The sequence below is a fragment of the uncultured Roseobacter sp. genome (assembly GCF_947488185.1).
GTDB lineage: Bacteria > Pseudomonadota > Alphaproteobacteria > Rhodobacterales > Rhodobacteraceae > Roseobacter.
Map to the genome: position 1 here is coordinate 715426 of NZ_CANKYM010000001.1, position 18857 is coordinate 734282.

Here is an 18857-nt window from a genome sequence, read left to right on the forward strand (position 1 = left end):
AATGGCAAATCTGCCCCCTTTCGAGATATCGGTGAAAAGCAGTGACATGGCTGTGCGCAAAGCCTTGGGGCAATTTCTGCACGCGCTGCAACCACTTGAGCTCAGCGTGGAAGAGGCAGGCACGGTCGAACTGGTTCTGGCCGAGACCCTGAACAATATCGTGGAACACGCCTATCCCGATCCTGCCAAGGCAGGATACTTTACCATTGCTTGTGCGCATCAAAAAGACGGGTTGCACCTGCAAGTAACTGACCAAGGCCTCGCAATGCCAGATGGTACCACACCAATGGGTCAACGTGTTTCTGTCGATGTGGAGCTTGGTGATCTCCCCGAGGGTGGATTCGGCTGGTTCCTTATACAAGATCTCGCAAAAGACGTTTCTTACCAACGTGTTGGATCGGAAAATCAGCTAACCATGCGCTTGGCTGTTGCCGTACAATAACCTTCGCCATCGTAGACGCGCCGTCTCCAAGACATATTTCGTCCTCATTCTTCCCCCAAAGCGCCCTGTTGCAATCATATTGCCGCCTTGTTCACTACGCATATTGAGGGTGTAGCTGCATATAGCTTCCCTCGGCGCTGCGCGTAATAGCCCCCACCCAGTGCGCGGCGTCGAGGACCTTACCCCCAAAATCGTGAGAAGCGCGGCCATGGACTTTGGCGCATCACGCGGTACTTTGCACAAAAATTGTTCAAAGAGGCCGTAAATGCGCGATTTTCATTTTCCGGGACGCTCGCCCGTTCTTGCAACCAACGGTATGTGCGCCACGTCGCACCCGCTGGGCGCTAAAACTGCCATCGACATTCTGGAGCGCGGCGGCAATGCGATGGACGCGGCCATTGCCGGTGCCTTGGTATTGGGCATTTGCGAGCCGCAGATGACCGGGATCGGCGGGGATTGCTTTGTGCTCTGGCAGCAGGGCGACGCGGATGTTCAGGCATTGAACGGTTCCGGTCGCGCCCCGGCAGCATTAGACGCCGCTGATCTGCGCACCGCCGGTGAGACCACTGTCCCAATCCAGAGCGCGCATTCCGTGACAATTCCTGGAGCCATCGATGCCTTTTGTCACCTGTCCGACACGGTGGGTAAGCTCGGGTTGGACACGCTGCTGGCACCGGCAATCTCTGCTGCTGAAAACGGCGTGCCTGTCGCTCCCCGTGCTGCATTCGACTGGGAACGCGATGCTTCCGTTTTGCAAGGCAAGGCGCGGGACTACTACCTGGTTGACGGACAGATCCCCCAAGTGGGCCAGTTGTTTCGTGCGCCCGGTCAGGCGGATGTCCTGCGACGCGTCGCCAAACAGGGGCGTGACGCTTTCTATACCGGTGAAGTCGCCGAGGATGTGATCAACACGCTAACGGCGCTTGGGGGGCGTCATACGGTCGAAGATTTTGCAAACGCGGCCTGCACCCACACGACCCCCATTTCAGGGGGCTACAAAGACATCGAGGTAGTAGAACACCCACCCAACGGCCATGGTGCAACGGCGTTGTTGATGCTGAACATCCTCGCCCAATTCGACATCGCGGACATGGATCCGTTCGGCACAATGCGCACGCATCTCGAAGCGGAAGCGGCCAAACTGGCCTACGACGCCCGCAACCGTTTTCTGGCCGATGCGGATTACACCACCCGCCTGGACCATATGCTGAGCATGGACACCGCCAAGGCGCTTGCTGCCCTGATTGATCCAACCAAAGCCATGACCGATGCCACGCAGCTTTCTGAAAACACGCATAAGGATACGATCTACATCACAACTGTCGATCGCGACGGTATGTCGGTTTCGCTGATCTACTCCATCTTTAACGGATTTGGATCCGGCATTGCCTCCAACAAATTCGGCATTCTGCTGCAGAATCGTGGATCCGGCTTCACATTGGAAGCAGGCCACCCAAATGAACTCAAGGGCGGTAAGCGCCCCATGCACACAATCATTCCCGGCATGGTGCGTAAGAATGGCAGGGTGATTGTGCCCTTCGGCGTCATGGGCGGTGCCTACCAGCCGAACGGTCACGCACGTTTCGCCTCGAACCTGGTGGATTTCGGCATGGACCCGCAAACCGCAATCGACGCGCCGCGGGCCTTCTCCGACCGGGGCGACATGAAGGTTGAAAAGGGCTACACCGACGCGGTCCGTCAGGAGCTCTCAGACATGGGCCACGATGTAAGCATCCCGGAGACCCCCATCGGGGGTGCCCAGGCGATTCTGATCCGCGATGATGGCGTGCTCGAAGGCGCAAGCGACCCGCGCAAAGACGGATGCGCATTGGGGTATTGACAGGCAGGTAGGGTGGGCTTTCAGGCCACCTAACCTCAGTTCAACTGGAAATGCAGCGGGTACGTCCCGTTTTGAAACGGTCCGAAAAGATCGGGGATATCCGGGTGATCCACAGGTTCCCCGGAATAATCTGCGATCAGGTTCTGTTCCGAAACATAGGCGACGTAATAGCTCTGCTCGTTCTCCGCAAGCAGGTGGTAATACGGCTGCTCCTTGACCGGGCGACTGTCTTCGGGGATCGCCTCGTACCATTCCTCCGTATTGGAAAATTCCGGATCGACATCGAAAATCACACCACGAAAGGGGTGTTTTTTATGTCGGACCACTTGTCCGAGATGGTATTTGGCACGCGTTCTTAACATTACAAACAAGCCCCTTACCGATTGAAGTTAAACGCTTCAAGGGGGATTTGTCCAATCACAGCCTCGGATTTTTGCGAAACAGTTTGTGAACATCTTACCGACAGTCGCGCAATTGCGGCGGCAGACCGCCACATCTCTGCTAAGCGATTAAAAATGCGCAAAATATCACATCTACGGTAGAAAACAGGATTTCCTAAACGGTGCTTTTCGGCTAAACTGATAAAAAACATAAAAGAAGCGAGAGGCAGATGAGCAGAACTCTTCGCGCTATGGCATTGGTTGTTTTGGTGGCCTCTTGTGGGGGTGGCCAGGGCACGGCACCGCGGCATTTGGATGACGCGTGCAGAATCGCCAGTGAGCGCCCGGAATACATCAAGGCGTTCCGTAAGACGGAGCAAAAATGGGGCGTGCCAGTGCACGTTCAGATGGCGACCATCCATCAGGAGAGCAAGTTCATCTCCAATGCGCGCACGCCACACCGGTACGCGCTCGGCGTGATCCCGATGGGACGTCAGTCAAGCGCTTATGGCTATGCGCAAGCGCTGGATGGCACGTGGGAAGACTACAAGAAGGCCACGGGCAAACGCTTTGCGCGGCGCGACCGGATCAGGGACGCCTCGGACTTCATGGGGTGGTACATGGTCACCAGTCGCTCCAAGAACGGGATCCCGCTGACGGACACGCGCAACCAATACCTGGCCTATCACGAGGGCCACACCGGGTATGCGCGCGGTAGCTACAATCGCAAATCCTGGCTGCTGAACGTGGCGAACAAGGTTGATGCGCGCGCCGATGTCTACCAGACGCAGCTCGCGACCTGTAACCTGCGGCGCTGACGCGATTATCGATCCCGGTTTTGCAAAGCGATGCCGGGATCGAACAACCGGTTCTGCAGGCGCACACCGGTTTCGAATTCTCCCAGAATGACCGTTGTCCGACCGCCATTCGCGTCGTTGATCACCCATTGCCGCAGTTGCACGGGATTGTCGGTAAAGCTCATCTCGATGGTGCCGTATTCCGTATTCTTCGGGTCCTGCGCGGTGACAATTGTCGCGGTGCCATCAAAGTCATGGCCCACGACCATACGTGCCTGACCAAGGTTGACCTGTCGCGCAAGGATCAAGGACAAGGGCGTCCGGCTGAGCGGGTAGGTTTCGGGGGGTTGATTGGATTTGTTGTCAATGATCACAACCGCATTGGCACTGGCCAGAACCAAGGCCTGTTCCGGCGGATCATACTCGAACCGCATCTTGCCCGGCCGGCTGATGTACAGAGTGCCGGAACTGATCGATCCATCGTCATTGATCTGCGTGAACGCCCCCTGCGCCGTTTTCAACCCATTCAGATAGGTGGAAATCTGGTTCAGCGATAACTTCTCCGCTGCTGCGGGAAGGGCCGCGATGCCACTGAGGCACATGGCCAAAAAGACCGGGAACAAGCGTTTCATCAAGGGCTCCTTGCACATTCAAACTTGCACCTCAGATAGGGTTGAACGCGCTGTTATGCGATATCAGCGGCGATCATACGCTTCAATCCGCTGTGATCACTGGCTTAACGCGGGAACCTCTACCCTTGTTCCGGCACCAGAATCTCGCGCTTGCCCACGTGGTTCGCCGGGGACACCAACCCCTGATCTTCCATCTGTTCCACAAGACGTGCGGCCTTGTTGTAGCCGATGGCCAGTTTGCGCTGAATATAGCTAGTGGAACACTTGCGGTCCTTGATCACCACCTGGACGGCCGTGTCATAGAGGGCATCTTCCCCATCGGTATTCCCGCCCAGCCCTAGAACCGCGTCAATATCGCTTTCCTTATCCTCGGAGGGACCTTCAACCACACCTGAAACATAGTCAGGTTCGCCATAGGCCTTGAGATGATTCACGATCTCCTCAACCTCCTCGTCCGACACAAACGGCCCGTGACAACGGGTAATCTTGGCCCCACCCGCCATGTAGAGCATGTCACCCATGCCCAAGAGCTGTTCTGCGCCCATTTCGCCCAGAATGGTCCGACTGTCGATTTTCGAGGTGACCTGGAAGGAAACTCGCGTGGGGAAGTTCGCCTTGATCGTGCCGGTGATCACATCGACCGACGGGCGCTGCGTGGCCATGATCAGGTGAATGCCGGAAGCACGCGCCATCTGCGCCAGCCGCTGGATGCAAGCCTCGATCTCCTTACCCGCAACCATCATCAGGTCGGCCATCTCGTCGACGATCACCACAATGTAGGGCAGCGCCTCGGGGGTGTTCTCTTCGGTCTCGAAGACGGGTTCGCCGGTCTCATCGTCAAAACCCGTTTGCACCGTGCGCGTGAACATCTCGCCCTTGGCCAGCGCCTCGCGCACGCGACCATTGAACCCTTCGATGTTGCGCACGCCCATCTTGGACATCTTGCGATAGCGCTCTTCCATCTCGCCCACGACCCATTTCAGCGCCACAACCGCTTTTTTCGGGTCTGTCACAACGGGCGAAAGCAGATGCGGAATGCCGTCATAGACAGAAAGTTCCAGCATCTTGGGGTCGATCATGATCATCCGGCATTCTTCCGGCGTCAGCTTGTAAAGCAGGCTGAGGATCATCGTATTGATCGCCACGGACTTGCCGGATCCCGTGGTCCCCGCAATCAGCAGGTGAGGCATCTTGGCGAGGTTCGCCACCACCGGATCACCGCCGATGTCCTTGCCCAGAGCCAGCGGCAGGCGCTGATTGCTGTCGCCGAAATCGCGGGCCGAAAGGATCTCGCGCAGCACCACCTTTTCACGGCTGTCATTGGGCAGTTCGATGCCGATCACAGAGCGGCCGGGCACCGTGGACACCCGTGCAGACAGCGCCGCCATAGAGCGCGCGATATCATCGGCCAGACCGATCACGCGAGACGCCTTGAGGCCGGGTGCCGGCTCCAGTTCGTACATGGTCACCACGGGGCCTGGGCGCACCGCGACGATCTCGCCCTTTACGCCATAGTCATCGAGCACCGATTCCAGCATCCGGGCGTTTTCTTCCAGCGCTTCATCGCTGAGATGTAAACGCGGCACTTCAATCGGGTTTTCCAACAAGCTGAGCGGCGGCAGTTCGAACCCGGGATGTGTGTCATCGAACGAGAGCTTCGGCTGCGCCTCAGCCTGCGCACGCGAGGAGGGTTGCACGGGCTTGCGCGTGGGCTGCTGCACCACCCGACGCGGCTCTGCTATGGGTGCAACGGGGATGTCGACAACGGCCTCGTCTTCGAAGGGTGCCATAAGATCCAAGTCTTGCGGCGCAGGTGGGATCGCTCCGGTTTGCGATGCGGTCAAAGGCGGCTCGGCGCGTGCGCCATCGGTATTCAGAAGCAGCGGATCGGGTCCACGACCGCGACCCTTGGTCAGCGGTGCGGTTGTCGGCGTTTGCACGGCCAAACTGGTGCGGGCACGTGATTTGATCACATCCGCGATGCGCGCCCTGATGCGGTCTTCGCCCGGTGCATCGTCCACATCCATCACCATATCGCTCTCAACCAGTTCTGGTTCTGGCATGATGTCCGGCCGCTTGATCAGTCCGGGCATGCGGGAAAACAACCCCGCCCTTGGTTCGTCCTCAGGCTCCTGAAAGGCCGGCGCATCATGGGCAGGGGCCACTTCCGTGTGGATGGTCTGAGCAGCAATCGCCTCTGCTGCCGCAGCACGTTCTTCTCGCGCCTGCGCGCGGCGTTCGGCGTGGCGCGCGGACAGGTTTTGTGCTGTGGTCAGGGCGCCGCTTGCACCACGTCCCAGCAGGGCCATGATGCCCGCATAGATCATCACCACGCCGACAAGCAGAAAGCGCCCGATGCGCATCAATTCCGGTTTGGTGAAACCTGTCACGAAGGCCCCAAGCGCCAGGATACCCACCGCCATCAGCACCGACATCAGTTTTACCGTGAAGGTGGAGCCAATGGGCAAAAGCGTCAGTAGAAAGCCCATGACTGTGTCTCCGAAGAGCCCGCCGAGGCCAAAGCTATGGGTGTCCAACCAATTGCCATCAGGTGTCAGCGTGGCCGCGTAGATCGAGCCCAGTGCAATCGCGATCGGCGCAAAGATCAGCCGCCCAATCGCCCGTTCCGCGCCCTGATGGAGGGCAAATCGCAAACCCCAGGCTACGAGCACGATGCCAATGCCCCAGGCGCCCCACCCCACGATCATGAAGAGCGGCGCAGCGATGGAAGCACCCGTGCGCCCCAGCCAGTTCTGCACCGCCGCATCCGTCGAGACCATCCAGTTGGGGTCATCCGGCGTGTAGGAGGCGATCATCGCGCAGGCTGCACAACCCAGCGCGATCAAAACCAGCCCGAGCAGCTCCTTGCCACGTTTTTCGACCGCCTCAGCCATATTGCTGTCCAGCAGCGGGTCGCGTCCACGTGTTTGATATGCCATGCTCTGATCCCTCGTACCTTATTGCGGGTAAAGGCAGTCGCGGATCAGTTCGATCCCGCGCGCCGTTTCCGTCTTTGGAGCCACCATCGCGGCCCTGATGTATCCTTGTCCTGGATTCACCCCGTCATAGTCCTGCGCCAGATACCCGCCAGGCAGCACCCGCACGCCGGTCTCGCGCCAAAGCTTTACTGCCGCTTCTTCGTCATTCTCCACCGGCAACCACAGGAAAAATCCGGCCTTAGGGCTCACATAGCCCGACACATTCCCCAGAATGCGATCAGCGATGTCGTATTTTTCGACGTAAAGCGCGCGATTTTCGATCACATGCGTCTCGTCTTCCCAGACAGCGGCGGCAGCGGCCTGCAGAGGCTGCGGCAAGGGCGCACCGGCATAGTTCCGCAGCTGCTTGATTTCACGGATATTCTCCGCGCCGCTGGCCACAAACCCCGACCGCAGGCCCGGTAGGTTCGACCGTTTAGACAGTGAATGGAAGATCACAACGCGGTTCAGATCGGCACCCATTTCTTGCGCCGCCTGCAAGGCGCCCACAGGCGGCGTATCGCGATAAATCTCGGAATAGCACTCGTCGGCAAAGACCTTGAAATCGTATTTCTCCGCCAGGGTGATCAGGTCGCGCCAATACTCCCGGCTGGCCACCACCCCTTGCGGATTAGCGGGCGAGCAGATGTAGGCGGCGGTTGCGCGGTTCAGAACGTCTTCCGGCAGGCTGGCGAAGTCAGGCAGGTGACCGTTCTCAAGCGTCGCGGGCACCATGATCGGGTCGGCGGCAACCGACAGCGCCGCGATCATATACACCTGATAAAACGGGTTGGGCATTAAAACCGTCGGACGCTGATTGTTCTTGGTCTCCGGGCAAAGCGCCATGACCGCATTGTAGAGCCCTTCCCGCGTGCCGTTCAGCGCCATGACCTGTGTGTCGGGATCGAGCGACACACCGTAGCGGCGGTTCACGAAACCGCAGATCGCGGCGCGCAGCTCAGGTGAGCCTTCATTTGGCGGATAGTTGTTAAACCCCGCCGCATTCTGCGCAATCACATCCATGACCCACGCCGGAAACACATGTTTCGGCTCACCAATTGTCATGTGAATAGCCGGGCCACCCCCGTTGGATACGTCCAAAAGGGCCCGCAAACGCGGCCAAGCATGTGCCGGAAGGTTCGAAAACCGCTCAGGATACACCATTAAAACTGCCTCAGATCGGGATCATTAACGTCCCGTTTCGTCCAAGGTACCCAAGGCGGCGGCCTGCGTCCAGAAAAACGCGCAGCTTATTCCGAATTTGTTGCTTTTAAGCCAATGCCTTCTCCGCAGCCGCTCCAAGGCGCAACAACGCACCTTCGCAGTCGGGGGGGGCCATCATCATCAGCCCGCAACTGGGCACGCCGGTGGGCAGGCTCAGCGCGCAGAGCCCCAGCAAGTTGCCGATCCGTGTGTTGCGCAGGGCCAGAAGATTTTCAGTGACGTAGTAAGCGTGATCCGCATTCAGGCGCTCCAGGTTTGGCGGTAGAATCGGCGCAGTGGGCAACAAAACCGCATCATACCCAGCCGTCGCCTGATCATAAGCCAGCCGCGCCGCTTCGAGCGCTGCCCAGGCAGCAACATAGTCTGGCCCGGTGTGATTTTTGCCCAGACGGAACCGCTCAAGTATCTCGCCGTACATGGCATCCGGGTTGGCTTCGATCACATCGCGCCAGAGACCGTAAGCCTCTGATGTATAAACACAAGTGCTCTGCGCCATCGCGGTTTCGACTTCGGGAACGTGAATGCGGTCGACACGGGCACCCGCCGCGTGAAGCTGCACAACCGCTTGCTGGAATGCGGCCATAGGCTCTTCGCGTACATCCTGCGTTGCCACGGTCTCAAGAATGGCGAACCGCCTGTTGGTCAGTGTCGCCCCGTTCAGATCAAAAGCCTTGCGTCCCTCCATCACGGCCATCATCAAGTTCGCATCCTCAACCGACCGACAGAGCGGGCCCACGGTGTCAAAACGCAGCGCCAACGGCACCACGCCTTCAAGGCTGAGGCGGCCGGAGGTGGTCTTGAGCCCCACGAGGTCGTTCCAGGCAGACGGGATGCGCACCGATCCACCGGTATCAGAGCCAATGCCCGCCGCGGCAAGCCCGAAGGCCACCGACGCAGCGGCACCCGAGGATGAGCCACCCGGCACGGCACCTTCATCGTTGACGCAAGGCGGGGTATTCGTGCTCGGGTTATAGCCCAGACCGGAAAAGGCCAGCTCCGACATATGGGTCTTGCCAAGGCAGATCAGGCCCGCCGCCGTCGCATTGGCCAGCACACGGGCGTCAACGTCTGGTACCCGCCCCACCAGCAATTTCGAACCTGCTTCGGTCACCACGCCCGCCGTATCAAAGAGATCCTTCCAGCTGATCGGAACGCCATCAAGTGGCGACAGACGCTGGCCGGAGGCCGCACGGTCGGCAGCGGCCTCTGCCTCCGCCAAGGCCCGATCATGCGTCACACGTGCAAAAATCCGGTCTTTCAACGGATGAGAATCAATCGCATCCAGATAGGTCTGCGTCAGTGCCACGGGATCGATCTCTCCCGCCGCAATCCCCCGCCCCAGCGCGGCGGCCGTCATGTGCAACCAGTCCTGCATGTCCTGCTCCCCGATGTCCCCGGCAAAAGGGTAGCGACGCAAGCGCGCATGGACAATCCCCCTCCCCCGGTCCTATTGAGACATATGGAATTTGACTGTGACATCCTCATCGTCGGTGGCGGGTTGAATGGCCCGGCCCTGGCGCTGGCTCTGGCCAGCGCAGGACAAACCGTGACCCTCGTCGATGCCTTGCCGGTCAAGACGCGCAAGAACGCGGCTTTCGATGGGCGGTCCTACGCGCTGGCGCTCACATCGACGCGGCTGTTCAGCGCCTTGGGTGTCTGGGACACCATCGAAGATCAGGCGCAGCCGATGCTCGACATCAAGGTCAGCGATGGCCGCGCGGGCGAAGGACCGTCGCCTTTCTTCATGCATTTTGATCATGCCGAGATCGAAGAGGGCCCGATGGGCTATATGGTCGAGGACCGGCATCTGCGTCCGGCCCTTCTTGATGCTGTCAAAAAGGTCAAAGCGATCCGGCAGATCAACGGCGACGAGGTAATTGCGCAAGAGGTGGACACAACGGGTGTAACGGCGACACTTGCCTCCGGAAAGACCTTGCGCGCGCGGTTGCTTGTGGGGTGTGACGGGCGCGGGTCCAGCACAGCCACGCGCGCAGGCATCACACGCACCGGTTGGGGGTATGACCAAACTGCCCTGGTCTGTGCGCTGGCCCATGAATTGCCACATAATGGCGTCGCGCATCAGTTTTTCATGCCCCCCGGTCCCCTGGCCATTCTGCCGCTGACCGGCAACCGGTCCTCTATCGTGTGGAGCGAAACCACGCAGAACGCACGGGAAATCAACTCCCTGTCCGAGGCCGATTACCTCGACGTGCTGCGGCCGCGATTTGGCAGCTTCCTGGGGGAAATTTCGCTGGCCGGTGCTCGATTTACCTATCCGTTATCGCTCTCGCTGGCGAATGATCTGATTGCGTCGCGCGTGGCACTTGTCGGAGATGCTGCTCACGGAATGCATCCGATTGCCGGACAGGGCCTGAACGCAGGTTTGCGGGATGTCGCCGCCTTGGCGGATGTGATCGCGGATGCATCCCGGCGCGGAGAGGACGTTGGGTCCGCCCCGGTTCTGGGCCGCTATCAGCAATGGCGACGGTTTGACAACACGGCGCTCGCAGTGGCCACCGACAGCTTCAACAAGCTGTTTTCCAACGACAATCCGCTCCTGCGCGGCCTGCGTGATTTTGGCATGGGCGTGGTGGGGCGTATGCCTGCCCTGCGGCGCGGTTTCATTCGCGAAGCTGCCGGGCTGACCGGTGACCTGCCCCGCCTTATGAAAGGCGAAAACCTCTAGTCGAGCGTGCGCGCCTCATCCACCAGCATTACCGGAATACCATTGCGGATCGGATAGGCCAGATTGGCGGTGGTCGAGATCAGCTCCTGCCGCTCGGCATCGTATTTCAACGTTGTCTGGCTGCGCGGGCAAATCAATGCCTCCAGCATGCGGCGGTCGAATTCCACGGCTGTCTCTGTCACTGGATCATCTCGCTCTCGGCGCCCCCACGCAGTTGGTATTCGATCAATGTCACCAGTGTTTCGCGGCGCGTGGAGAGCGACGGCGCTTCCAGCAGCGCCTGCTTATCTTCGGGGTCGAAGTCCAACATCATCGACAATGAATTGATCAGAAGTTCGTCGTCGGCTTCCTTGAGGGTATCCCAATCCGCCGAAAGCTCCCGCGCGTCGAAATACCGACCCAGCAGGTCCATGAACCCGGACCGCTGAAAACAGGGGTCTTTTTCATCCGGCCCGAGGTCACGGTCGAAACCGTCCCATTTTACGTCACAACGTCGGTACGGCGTGAAGCCCTGCACTTCCTGAACCACGCGAAACCGCGAAACACCGCCAAGTGTGATCAGGTAACGGCCGTCTTCGGTTTCCGAAAACTGCGTGATCCGGCCCGCGCATCCGATGGAATGCAACCCGCTGCCGCTACGCCCCGGCACCTCGTTGGGTTGGATCATGCCAATGAGGCGCGTACTGGTTTTCAAAGCATCTTCAAGCATTTGCAGATAACGCGGCTCGAAGATGTGAAGCGGCAATCGTGACCGCGGCAGCAACAGAGCACCGGGCAGCGGAAAAATCGCAATTGTGTCGGGAAGCTCTGCGGCTTTTATCATAGGCTTCCACCTAGCCCGCGGGCGGCCTCAGGCAAATATCATTGAGCTCAGTTTGCGCCGTCCATTCAACATGATCGGGTCGTTTGGCTTCAGCGCTTCGAAAATGGTGAAAAGCTGCGTCTTGGCGGCACCGTCGTTCCATTCCCGGTTGCGCCGGAAAAGCTCAAGCAACTGGTCCACCGCCCCTTCGATATCGTCATTGGCATGCATCGCCAGCGCCAAATCAAAACGCGCCTGCGGATCGTCCGGGTTGGCCTCCACCGCAGCCTTGAGGTCATCCACCGGCCCGGCCCCTTCGGCCTGCCGCGCCAGTTCCAGCTGCGCATGCGCCGCTTCGAGTTCGGGAGATTGTGAAATCTCCGCCGGCGCGCCATTCAGAATGGCTTCCGCCTGATCCAGCTCACCCATGGCGATATGCGCACGCACCATGCCACCGTAGGCCCCCGCGTGATTTGCGTCTTCCCCCAGGATCGCCGCAAAAGTCTGGGCCGCGTCTGTGGCGGCCCCGTCGGCCAGCATTTCCTCGGCGGCAGCGACCGCCTCATCCAGCGTGTCACCGGGCGCTTCACCACCCGCCGCTTTCACCACGCGATCGATGAACGCCTTGATCTCCGATTGCGGCACGGCACCCTGAAACCCGTCCACCGGCTGGCCCTTGTGAAAGGCATAGACCGTCGGAATGGACTGGATCTGCAGCTGCCCCGCGATCATCTGGGCCTCGTCCACGTTGACCTTGACCATCTTCACCGCGCCTTTTGCGGCGCGCACCGCCTCTTCGAGCTGCGGCCCGAGGGTCTTGCACGGCCCGCACCACGGTGCCCAGAAATCGACGATCACCGGCGTGGTTTGCGACGCTTCGACCACATCCGCCATGAAGGTTGCTTCGGTCGAGTCCTTGATCAGGTCATCGGCGGCGGGGGCTGCGCTCAGGTTCAGGTCCATCATCTTCGTGTCCTTACGGGTTGCGTCAGAGGTTATATGGGAGGCCGCGTATCAATTCAAAGGTCAAAAGTGGCAAAGACGGGTGCATGATCGCTCGGCTTCTCCCAACCTCGCGCGTCCCGCAGGATGCGGCTGGAATGCGCGGCACTTGCGATATCGCCGCTGGCCCAGACATGATCGAGCCTGCGCCCCTTGTCAGCGCCATCCCAGTCCTTTGCCCGGTACGACCACCAGCTGTAAAGCCGCCCGTCGGGGATGTCTTTGCGGGTGACGTCCTGCCATCCCCCCGCGTCCTGCGTCTCGGCCAAGTGCTCGACCTCAATGGGCGTGTGGCTGACGACTTTCAGGAGCTTTTTGTGATCCCAGACATCGTCTTCGCGCGGCGCGATGTTCAGGTCCCCGACCAGGATGGATTTCTCCGGGCGATTTTCCCGGAACCAGTCGCGCATCTCCATCAGGTAGTCGAGCTTCTGACCGAATTTCTCATTCACGGCACGATCCGCAACATCCCCACCTGCCGGGACGTAGAAATTATGGACCGTCACGCCGTTTTCCAGCTGTCCCGCGATGTGGCGCGCGTGCCCAAGCGCGGCGAAGTCATGCGACCCGACCTCCTGCATCGGAATTTTCGACAGGATTGCCACGCCGTTATACCCTTTCTGACCCCGCGCGACGACATGCCCGTATCCAACGGCGGCAAAGGCCTCCAGCGGCATCTTGTCCACCGGGCTCTTGCACTCCTGCAGGCACAAAACATCGGGACCTTCTTCGGCGAGCAGCTTCAGTACGAGCTCTGCGCGCAGGCGGACGGAGTTGATGTTCCAGGTGGCCAGGGTAAAGGTCATAATTGCGCTCCGCTTCGATTTCGCGGCACCCTAGCGCGTGCTGTGGCCCTTCGCCATGCCGAAACGTGCGGAAAGGCAGCGTTCAGAATCATGCGGATGGGCAAAAAAAGACCGGGCACAAGGCCCGGCCAAGTCCAACAGGGAGGTGCATGTCATAACCCGGACATGCGCGGGATTTCTGAACGTGACCTGAATGACTTGCCACCTTCACGATTCATATAAGCGCGAATTGGTTAATAAAAACCCAACGCGTTACGCCATAAGACGATATCCGCCTGATTCGGTCACAAGAAGGCGCGCATTGGACGGATCTGGTTCAATTTTCTGACGCAGACGGTAGATATGGGTCTCCAATGTGTGGGTCGTCACACCGGCGTTATACCCCCAAACCTCATGCAACAGCACGTCCCGCGGCACCACGCCGTCGTTGGAACGATATAAGAATTTCAATATGTTAGTCTCTTTTTCGGTCAGACGGACCTTCTTGTCATCTTCGGTGACCAGCATCTTCATCGACGGCTTGAAAGTGTAATGCCCCAATTGGAACACCGCGTCCTCGGATTGTTCATGCTGGCGCAATTGTGCGCGAATACGCGCCAGAAGAACGGGAAACTTGAAGGGTTTGCTGACATAATCATTGGCCCCAGCGTCCAAACCCAGGATCGTGTCAGCGTCGCTATCATGCCCGGTCAGCATCAGAATCGGGCTTTTAACGCCCTGTTTGCGCATCAGACGGCAGAGCTCACGACCGTCCGTATCGGGCAGACCAACGTCAAGAATGACCAGATCATAAAGTGCCTCTTTGGCGCGGACCATTGCGTCGGCGCCGTTTGCGGCCTCAAATACATCGAAATCCTCGGTCATGATCAACTGCTCGCTCAGCGCTTCGCGCAGATCGTCGTCGTCATCGACCAAGAGTATCTTTTTTAACTGTGCCATAGGTTGTCTCCCTTGAGTGCAACACAAATGTGTGTTCCTGAGCTTTCCCGCAAGCGCGCAGCGAATTCTCTCACGCGGTCGTGTTACCGGGGCCGTGAAATGTTTCAATTTCGTTGGAATTGGCCTAGATCAACCGCGGAAAATACAGGCATTGTAACATCATGACCATCGGACCCGATATCATTGAACTACTCGCGCGCGCGCGGGCTGACCTGCGCATGGGCGTTCCCGTGGTGGTGGATTGCCCCGCGCCAGTGTTGATTTCCTCGGCGGAAACGCTCTCTCCCTCCCGCCTGAAGGTCTTGTTGGACATGCCCGGTGACAGCGTTGTGGCCATCACCGCGCGGCGGGCAGAGACGCTAAAGGCGCGGGTCTATGACGGCGATCTGGCACGGGTTCAACTGCCGCCCGATGCGACGCTGGACTGGGTGCTCGGCATCGCCGACCCGGCAGACGATCTGATGACGCCGATGAAGGGGCCTCTGGCCTGCGCGCGCGGCGGGAACGTCGATGCGCATCGTGCAGGCCTGCAGATCGCCAAATCCGCGCGGCTGCTACCGGCGGTTCTGGTGACGCCCGTTGAGGACGCGGCGCGTTTTGCACGGGACAATGGCCTGACCATGCTTTCACTGGATCAGGTTGTTGCGCACCTGAGCGATCGCAGCCCGTTGCACCCGGTTGTAAACGCCCGCTTGCCGCTGGAAGTATCGGAAGCGGGCCGGTTGCACGTGTTCAGGCCCGAAGACGGCGGGGAAGAACACTATGCCGTCGAAATCGGTCGCCCCGACAGGTCACAACCGGTGCTGACGCGGCTTCATTCGGCCTGTGTCACCGGGGATCTGATGGGCTCGCTCAAATGCGACTGCGGTCCCCAACTGCGCGCGGCGCTGGCCCGGATGGGTCAGGAAGGCCAGGGCGTTCTGCTCTACATGAACCAGGAGGGGCGCGGCATTGGTCTGGCCAACAAGATGCGCGCCTATTCTCTGCAGGATCAGGGATTTGATACGGTAGAGGCCAACCACCGGCTTGGGTTCGAGGATGACGAACGCGATTTCAGGCTCGGGGCGGACATCCTGCAGGCGATGGGATTTTCCTCCGTGCGCCTGCTTACCAACAACCCGCGAAAGGTCGAGATGATGCAGGCCAGCGGGATCACCGTTGCAGCCCGCGTACCATTGCAGGTCGGCGAGAACCGCCACAATCACGCCTATCTGGCCACCAAGGCGGCAAAGTCGGGCCACCTGCTGTGACCCCCGACGATCTGGTTCTGACCCCGAGAGGTCTTCGGTTTCAGGGGCGGACCTATCCCTGCACGGTGGGTAAAACCGGGCGTACCCGCCACAAAAGAGAAGGCGACGGCGCTACACCCGTCGGCGTGCACCGCATTGTTGGCATGCTCTACCGGCCGGACCGGATGGCGCGGCCAACGCATTGGGCACTACCGATTGGACCGCGCGATCTATGGTCGGATGACAGCAGCGCCCCTGACTACAATCTGATGGTGCGTGCGCCTTACGACGCCAGCCACGAGAAACTGCGCCGGGCCGATCCGCTCTATGATCTGGTGATCCTGACCAACTGGAACTGGCCCTATGCTGCAAAAGGGCGCGGCTCGGCAATCTTCATACACCAGTACCGCAGGCCAGGGTATCCGACCGAAGGCTGCATTGCGCTATCGCGTGCCGATTTGCACCGGATTGCCCCGCGGATCGGCTACAAGACACGGTTGATCGTGCCAGATTCTCATCCATCTTAGCCGCACTCTCAGGTGGGCGTGCGTTCTCCAAAAATCGCAGAGCCCACACGTACATGCGTCGCTCCCAGAGCGATGGCTTTCTCGAAATCACTGCTCATGCCCATGCTGAGGCCGGACAGACCGTTGCGCGCGGCGATCTTGGCCAGAAGCGCAAAATGCAACGCGGCTTCTTCTTCGATCGGCGGGATGCACATCAACCCCCGAATGGACAGGTCCATCGCCTGACATTCGGCGACAAAGGCATCCGTGTCTGCGGGCAGCACACCTGCCTTTTGCGGCTCTTCGCCTGTATTGACCTGAATGAACATCTCCGGGCAGGTGCCCATCTCCTGCACAAGCCGCGCAAAGGTCTTTGCAAGCTTGGGTCGGTCAAGCGAATGAATGCTCTGGAAAAGCTCAAAGGATTGCCGCGCTTTGTTCGTTTGCAAGGGGCCGATCAGGTGCAGGTCGATATCGTCAAATGCCTCACGAAACGCGGGCCATTTGCCGGCGGCTTCCTGCACGCGGTTCTCCCCAAAACAGCGGTGACCTTCCTGCAATACGGCCTCCACCCGTGCGTTGGGTTGCACCTTCGATACGGCGATGAGCTTAACCGATCCGTTTTCGCGCCCTGCCGCAGTCTCCGCCTTTGCGATCCGGTCTGAAATCTCCGCTAAACCCATTTGGCTCTCCAATTGATCTTTTGCCGCACAAGATAACAGCCCCACGCAAAAGAAAAGGGGCAGACCCGAAGGTCTGCCCCAAAAGTCTTGGATCATTCAGATCGACTTAGAAGTCGAAGCGAACACCCAGGTCAGCAATGGTGTTGCCAGCTGCGTTCGAGCCGACCATACCGTCGAGACGGACACCACCACCCAGCGAGTGGCGGAAGCCCAGGCCGTAGGATGTGTCGTTGGCGTCATCACCACCATCGGAGAACGATGCGAGGATGCTTGTTGCTGCGCCAACCGGGAAGGAAGCCGAAGCACCGAATACGGCGTCATCGTCACCTTCAAAGTCGGAAACCAGGAACGAAACGTCTGCGATACCGATGGTGCCGGACAGAGTTGCAACGATCCAGTCTTCGCTCACATCGGAACCTGCGTCTTCGAATTCACCGTAAACGGCACCCAGCGTCCATGCGCTGAATGTGTAGGATGCGCCGATTTCGAAGGAATCGCCGAACGCTGTAGCGCCCGCACCACCAAGATTGTCGGTGTGGTCGTCTGTATAGGACGCCATTACTTTGAAGTCGCCCATTTCGTACAGAACGTTGATGCCGTTGTTACCTGCACCTGTGCTGGAGAACGCTGGCAGCGAAACGCCGGAGTTGGCGTACTGGCCAGTTTGACCAACGAGGCCGGGCTCGAAGCCAAAGTAGTTAACAACGTTCGCCGCGTCTGTCACGCCGGAGATGTTACCAACGCGAACGCGCAGGCCACCGGAGGACACTTGGAAACGTGCGCCGGAGAAGGACGCCGCGTTTGCGGAGTTGTTGGCGTTTTCGTTGGCTTCAACGCGAACACGAGCAGCAAAGCGGATGCCGCCGTCTGTCTCTGTGGATGCGTCGATGTTCAGACGGAAACGGCTTTCGATACGTGTGTCCTCTTCGGTGCCGCCAGCACGATCTTCTTCGTACAGGATACCAAAGCGACCATACCCGCCGAAGTTAACGTTTGCGTTGTCAGCTGCTACGACGCTGGCTGTTCCCACCAGTGCTGTTGTAGCGATGAGAAGTTTTTTCATGAACTTGTCCTCGGTTTGCTATTCGTTGTCCAACGGGGGAATCCCTTTTGAACCTGAGCAGTGTTTCGCTCTTAACCCCCCCCTTTTGCAAGGACTTGGACAATGGTGAGGCGAGAGCCGGGAAAAATGGTGCAGCTTTGCCACACTCTTTCCCATCGCCTCCGCTCCCGGATATCGGTTGCGCAAAAACCCATATGTACCAACTGCCTCATAGACGATAACGCCCTTGTCCCTCCTCCATTAGATAGACTAACGTGCAGCCGAGATTGAGTAGCGGGTAGCGACATGACACCAACCAGTATTTTGAGGCTCTTTGCCGTCACAACCGTTGTGGCGGCGCTGTCCGCCTGCGGCGGGGGGAGCCGCACGGGCGGCGCACCTGCCGAGGTTGATCCTGACATAGACAGCGATGCCGCACGCGCGTCAGACGGTGCCGGAGCGGAAACGATCTGGGAAGCCTTTGGACGCCGCAACACCGAAACGAATGTGGCGGTGAATAAGTATATCTGGTCGGCCTCGCTGGAAGTGCTCGACTTTTTGCCCGTGCAATCGGTCGACCCGTTCACCGGCGTGATCATCACCGGCTTTGGTCGCCCGCCCGGCGGGGGACGGTCCTACCGCGCAACCGTATTGATCAACGATCCGGCGCTGGACGCACGCTCGCTGAATGTATCGCTGCAGACGCAGGGTGGTCCGGCCAGTGCGGCCACCGTACGCGCGGTGGAAGACGCCATCCTCAGCCGCGCCCGCCAGCTACGCATCGCGGATAACAGGCTCTAGGCTCTCGGTTTTTCGAACCCTTGCAACATCAGCGCCGGGCCCCGTAGATGAAACGGCTCCCGGCGCTC

The 18857-nt window shown here is 59.4% G+C and carries 19 protein-coding genes; 7 read left to right on the forward strand and 12 right to left on the reverse strand.

All coding sequences use genetic code 11. The features are described from left to right. The first annotated feature begins 1 nt into the window (after nucleotide 1). A complete protein-coding gene (locus Q1A52_RS03610; protein WP_300010976.1) occupies nucleotides 2–442 on the forward strand; it encodes an ATP-binding protein in 441 nt (146 codons plus the stop codon). 265 nt (nucleotides 443–707) lie between these two features. After that, nucleotides 708–2282 (forward strand): gamma-glutamyltransferase family protein, encoded by a 1575-nt coding sequence (locus tag Q1A52_RS03615; protein ID WP_300010979.1) that lies wholly within the window; start codon nucleotides 708–710, stop codon nucleotides 2280–2282. Between the two features lie 35 nt (nucleotides 2283–2317). Here the strand turns inward: Q1A52_RS03615 and hspQ are convergent, their stop codons facing one another. Continuing rightward, nucleotides 2318–2644: a heat shock protein HspQ gene (gene hspQ / locus Q1A52_RS03620; RefSeq protein WP_195820854.1), complete on the reverse strand. Its 327-nt coding sequence runs from the start codon at nucleotides 2642–2644 to the stop codon at nucleotides 2318–2320. Between the two features lie 248 nt (nucleotides 2645–2892). Between hspQ and Q1A52_RS03625 the strand changes: the two genes are divergently transcribed. Then, nucleotides 2893–3480 (forward strand): lytic transglycosylase, encoded by a 588-nt coding sequence (locus Q1A52_RS03625; RefSeq protein WP_300010982.1) that lies wholly within the window; start codon nucleotides 2893–2895, stop codon nucleotides 3478–3480. 5 nt (nucleotides 3481–3485) lie between these two features. On the opposite strand, the gene Q1A52_RS03630 is transcribed toward Q1A52_RS03625, so the two are convergent. The 4 genes from Q1A52_RS03630 to Q1A52_RS03645 all read right to left on the reverse strand — a co-directional run bounded on the left by Q1A52_RS03630 (nucleotide 3486) and on the right by Q1A52_RS03645 (nucleotide 9668). Next, entirely contained in the window at nucleotides 3486–4091 is a 606-nt protein-coding gene (locus tag Q1A52_RS03630) for an outer membrane lipoprotein carrier protein LolA (protein ID WP_300010986.1), read from the reverse strand. A 119-nt stretch (nucleotides 4092–4210) separates the two neighbouring features. Then, on the reverse strand, nucleotides 4211–7030 hold the full coding sequence (locus Q1A52_RS03635) for a DNA translocase FtsK (RefSeq protein WP_300010990.1): 2820 nt from the start codon (nucleotides 7028–7030) through the stop codon (nucleotides 4211–4213). A gap of 18 nt (nucleotides 7031–7048) precedes the next feature. Beyond that, the gene (locus tag Q1A52_RS03640; protein ID WP_300010993.1) at nucleotides 7049–8233 is read right to left on the reverse strand and encodes an aminotransferase class I/II-fold pyridoxal phosphate-dependent enzyme; all 1185 of its coding nucleotides are present in this window, start codon (nucleotides 8231–8233) and stop codon (nucleotides 7049–7051) included. Between the two features lie 106 nt (nucleotides 8234–8339). Continuing rightward, nucleotides 8340–9668 (reverse strand): amidase, encoded by a 1329-nt coding sequence (locus tag Q1A52_RS03645; protein WP_300010996.1) that lies wholly within the window; start codon nucleotides 9666–9668, stop codon nucleotides 8340–8342. A gap of 48 nt (nucleotides 9669–9716) precedes the next feature. Here Q1A52_RS03645 and Q1A52_RS03650 point away from each other — a divergent pair, with 48 nt between their 5' ends. Beyond that, on the forward strand, nucleotides 9717–10979 hold the full coding sequence (locus tag Q1A52_RS03650; RefSeq protein ID WP_300010999.1) for an FAD-dependent monooxygenase: 1263 nt from the start codon (nucleotides 9717–9719) through the stop codon (nucleotides 10977–10979). Here the strand turns inward: Q1A52_RS03650 and Q1A52_RS03655 are convergent. The 5 genes from Q1A52_RS03655 to Q1A52_RS03675 form a co-directional block, all read right to left on the reverse strand. Further along, nucleotides 10976–11161, reverse strand: coding sequence for a Trm112 family protein (locus Q1A52_RS03655; RefSeq protein ID WP_300011003.1), 186 nt, complete (start codon nucleotides 11159–11161; stop codon nucleotides 10976–10978). The genes Q1A52_RS03650 and Q1A52_RS03655 overlap by 4 nt on opposite strands. Next, nucleotides 11158–11802 (reverse strand): LON peptidase substrate-binding domain-containing protein, encoded by a 645-nt coding sequence (locus Q1A52_RS03660; RefSeq protein ID WP_300011006.1) that lies wholly within the window; start codon nucleotides 11800–11802, stop codon nucleotides 11158–11160. The genes Q1A52_RS03655 and Q1A52_RS03660 overlap by 4 nt, the downstream gene beginning before the upstream one ends. 27 nt (nucleotides 11803–11829) lie before the next feature. After that, nucleotides 11830–12747: a thioredoxin gene (gene trxA / locus Q1A52_RS03665; protein ID WP_300011009.1), complete on the reverse strand. Its 918-nt coding sequence runs from the start codon at nucleotides 12745–12747 to the stop codon at nucleotides 11830–11832. A 53-nt stretch (nucleotides 12748–12800) separates the two neighbouring features. Beyond that, nucleotides 12801–13589, reverse strand: coding sequence for an exodeoxyribonuclease III (locus tag Q1A52_RS03670; protein WP_300011012.1), 789 nt, complete (start codon nucleotides 13587–13589; stop codon nucleotides 12801–12803). Between the two features lie 252 nt (nucleotides 13590–13841). Next, entirely contained in the window at nucleotides 13842–14528 is a 687-nt protein-coding gene (locus Q1A52_RS03675) for a response regulator transcription factor (RefSeq protein ID WP_299780304.1), read from the reverse strand. A 161-nt stretch (nucleotides 14529–14689) separates the two neighbouring features. Between Q1A52_RS03675 and ribA the strand changes: the two genes are divergently transcribed. Together ribA and Q1A52_RS03685 are read left to right on the forward strand one after the other, a co-directional pair. After that, nucleotides 14690–15778: a GTP cyclohydrolase II gene (ribA, locus tag Q1A52_RS03680; protein ID WP_300011015.1), complete on the forward strand. Its 1089-nt coding sequence runs from the start codon at nucleotides 14690–14692 to the stop codon at nucleotides 15776–15778. Continuing rightward, nucleotides 15775–16284 carry a L,D-transpeptidase family protein gene (locus Q1A52_RS03685; RefSeq protein ID WP_300011018.1) on the forward strand — a complete coding sequence of 170 codons (510 nt, stop codon included), beginning with the start codon at nucleotides 15775–15777 and terminating at the stop codon, nucleotides 16282–16284. Before ribA ends, Q1A52_RS03685 begins: the two co-directional genes overlap by 4 nt. An 8-nt stretch (nucleotides 16285–16292) precedes the next feature. On the opposite strand, the gene Q1A52_RS03690 is transcribed toward Q1A52_RS03685, so the two are convergent. Together Q1A52_RS03690 and Q1A52_RS03695 are read right to left on the reverse strand one after the other, a co-directional pair. Next, complete coding sequence (locus Q1A52_RS03690) at nucleotides 16293–16946, reverse strand: YggS family pyridoxal phosphate-dependent enzyme (RefSeq protein ID WP_300011021.1); 654 nt, start codon at nucleotides 16944–16946, stop codon at nucleotides 16293–16295. 106 nt (nucleotides 16947–17052) lie between these two features. Then, on the reverse strand, nucleotides 17053–18009 hold the full coding sequence (locus tag Q1A52_RS03695) for a porin (protein WP_300011024.1): 957 nt from the start codon (nucleotides 18007–18009) through the stop codon (nucleotides 17053–17055). Between the two features lie 285 nt (nucleotides 18010–18294). On the opposite strand from Q1A52_RS03695, the gene Q1A52_RS03700 reads away from it, so the two are divergent. Beyond that, complete coding sequence (locus Q1A52_RS03700; RefSeq protein WP_299780294.1) at nucleotides 18295–18789, forward strand: DUF3576 domain-containing protein; 495 nt, start codon at nucleotides 18295–18297, stop codon at nucleotides 18787–18789. Nucleotides 18790–18857 lie beyond the last annotated feature (68 nt).

Coding starts and splice junctions, on each gene's coding strand:
- Q1A52_RS03610 (WP_300010976.1), top strand. CDS start 2: ATGGCAAATCTGCCCCCTTTCGAGATATCGGTGAAAAGCAGTGACATG.
- Q1A52_RS03615 (WP_300010979.1), top strand. CDS start 708: ATGCGCGATTTTCATTTTCCGGGACGCTCGCCCGTTCTTGCAACCAAC.
- hspQ (WP_195820854.1), bottom strand. CDS start 2,644: ATGTTAAGAACGCGTGCCAAATACCATCTCGGACAAGTGGTCCGACAT.
- Q1A52_RS03625 (WP_300010982.1), top strand. CDS start 2,893: ATGAGCAGAACTCTTCGCGCTATGGCATTGGTTGTTTTGGTGGCCTCT.
- Q1A52_RS03630 (WP_300010986.1), bottom strand. CDS start 4,091: ATGAAACGCTTGTTCCCGGTCTTTTTGGCCATGTGCCTCAGTGGCATC.
- Q1A52_RS03635 (WP_300010990.1), bottom strand. CDS start 7,030: ATGGCATATCAAACACGTGGACGCGACCCGCTGCTGGACAGCAATATG.
- Q1A52_RS03640 (WP_300010993.1), bottom strand. CDS start 8,233: ATGGTGTATCCTGAGCGGTTTTCGAACCTTCCGGCACATGCTTGGCCG.
- Q1A52_RS03645 (WP_300010996.1), bottom strand. CDS start 9,668: ATGCAGGACTGGTTGCACATGACGGCCGCCGCGCTGGGGCGGGGGATT.
- Q1A52_RS03650 (WP_300010999.1), top strand. CDS start 9,717: ATGGACAATCCCCCTCCCCCGGTCCTATTGAGACATATGGAATTTGAC.
- Q1A52_RS03660 (WP_300011006.1), bottom strand. CDS start 11,802: ATGATAAAAGCCGCAGAGCTTCCCGACACAATTGCGATTTTTCCGCTG.
- trxA (WP_300011009.1), bottom strand. CDS start 12,747: ATGATGGACCTGAACCTGAGCGCAGCCCCCGCCGCCGATGACCTGATC.
- Q1A52_RS03670 (WP_300011012.1), bottom strand. CDS start 13,589: ATGACCTTTACCCTGGCCACCTGGAACATCAACTCCGTCCGCCTGCGC.
- Q1A52_RS03675 (WP_299780304.1), bottom strand. CDS start 14,528: ATGGCACAGTTAAAAAAGATACTCTTGGTCGATGACGACGACGATCTG.
- ribA (WP_300011015.1), top strand. CDS start 14,690: ATGACCATCGGACCCGATATCATTGAACTACTCGCGCGCGCGCGGGCT.
- Q1A52_RS03690 (WP_300011021.1), bottom strand. CDS start 16,946: ATGGGTTTAGCGGAGATTTCAGACCGGATCGCAAAGGCGGAGACTGCG.
- Q1A52_RS03695 (WP_300011024.1), bottom strand. CDS start 18,009: ATGAAAAAACTTCTCATCGCTACAACAGCACTGGTGGGAACAGCCAGC.
- Q1A52_RS03700 (WP_299780294.1), top strand. CDS start 18,295: ATGACACCAACCAGTATTTTGAGGCTCTTTGCCGTCACAACCGTTGTG.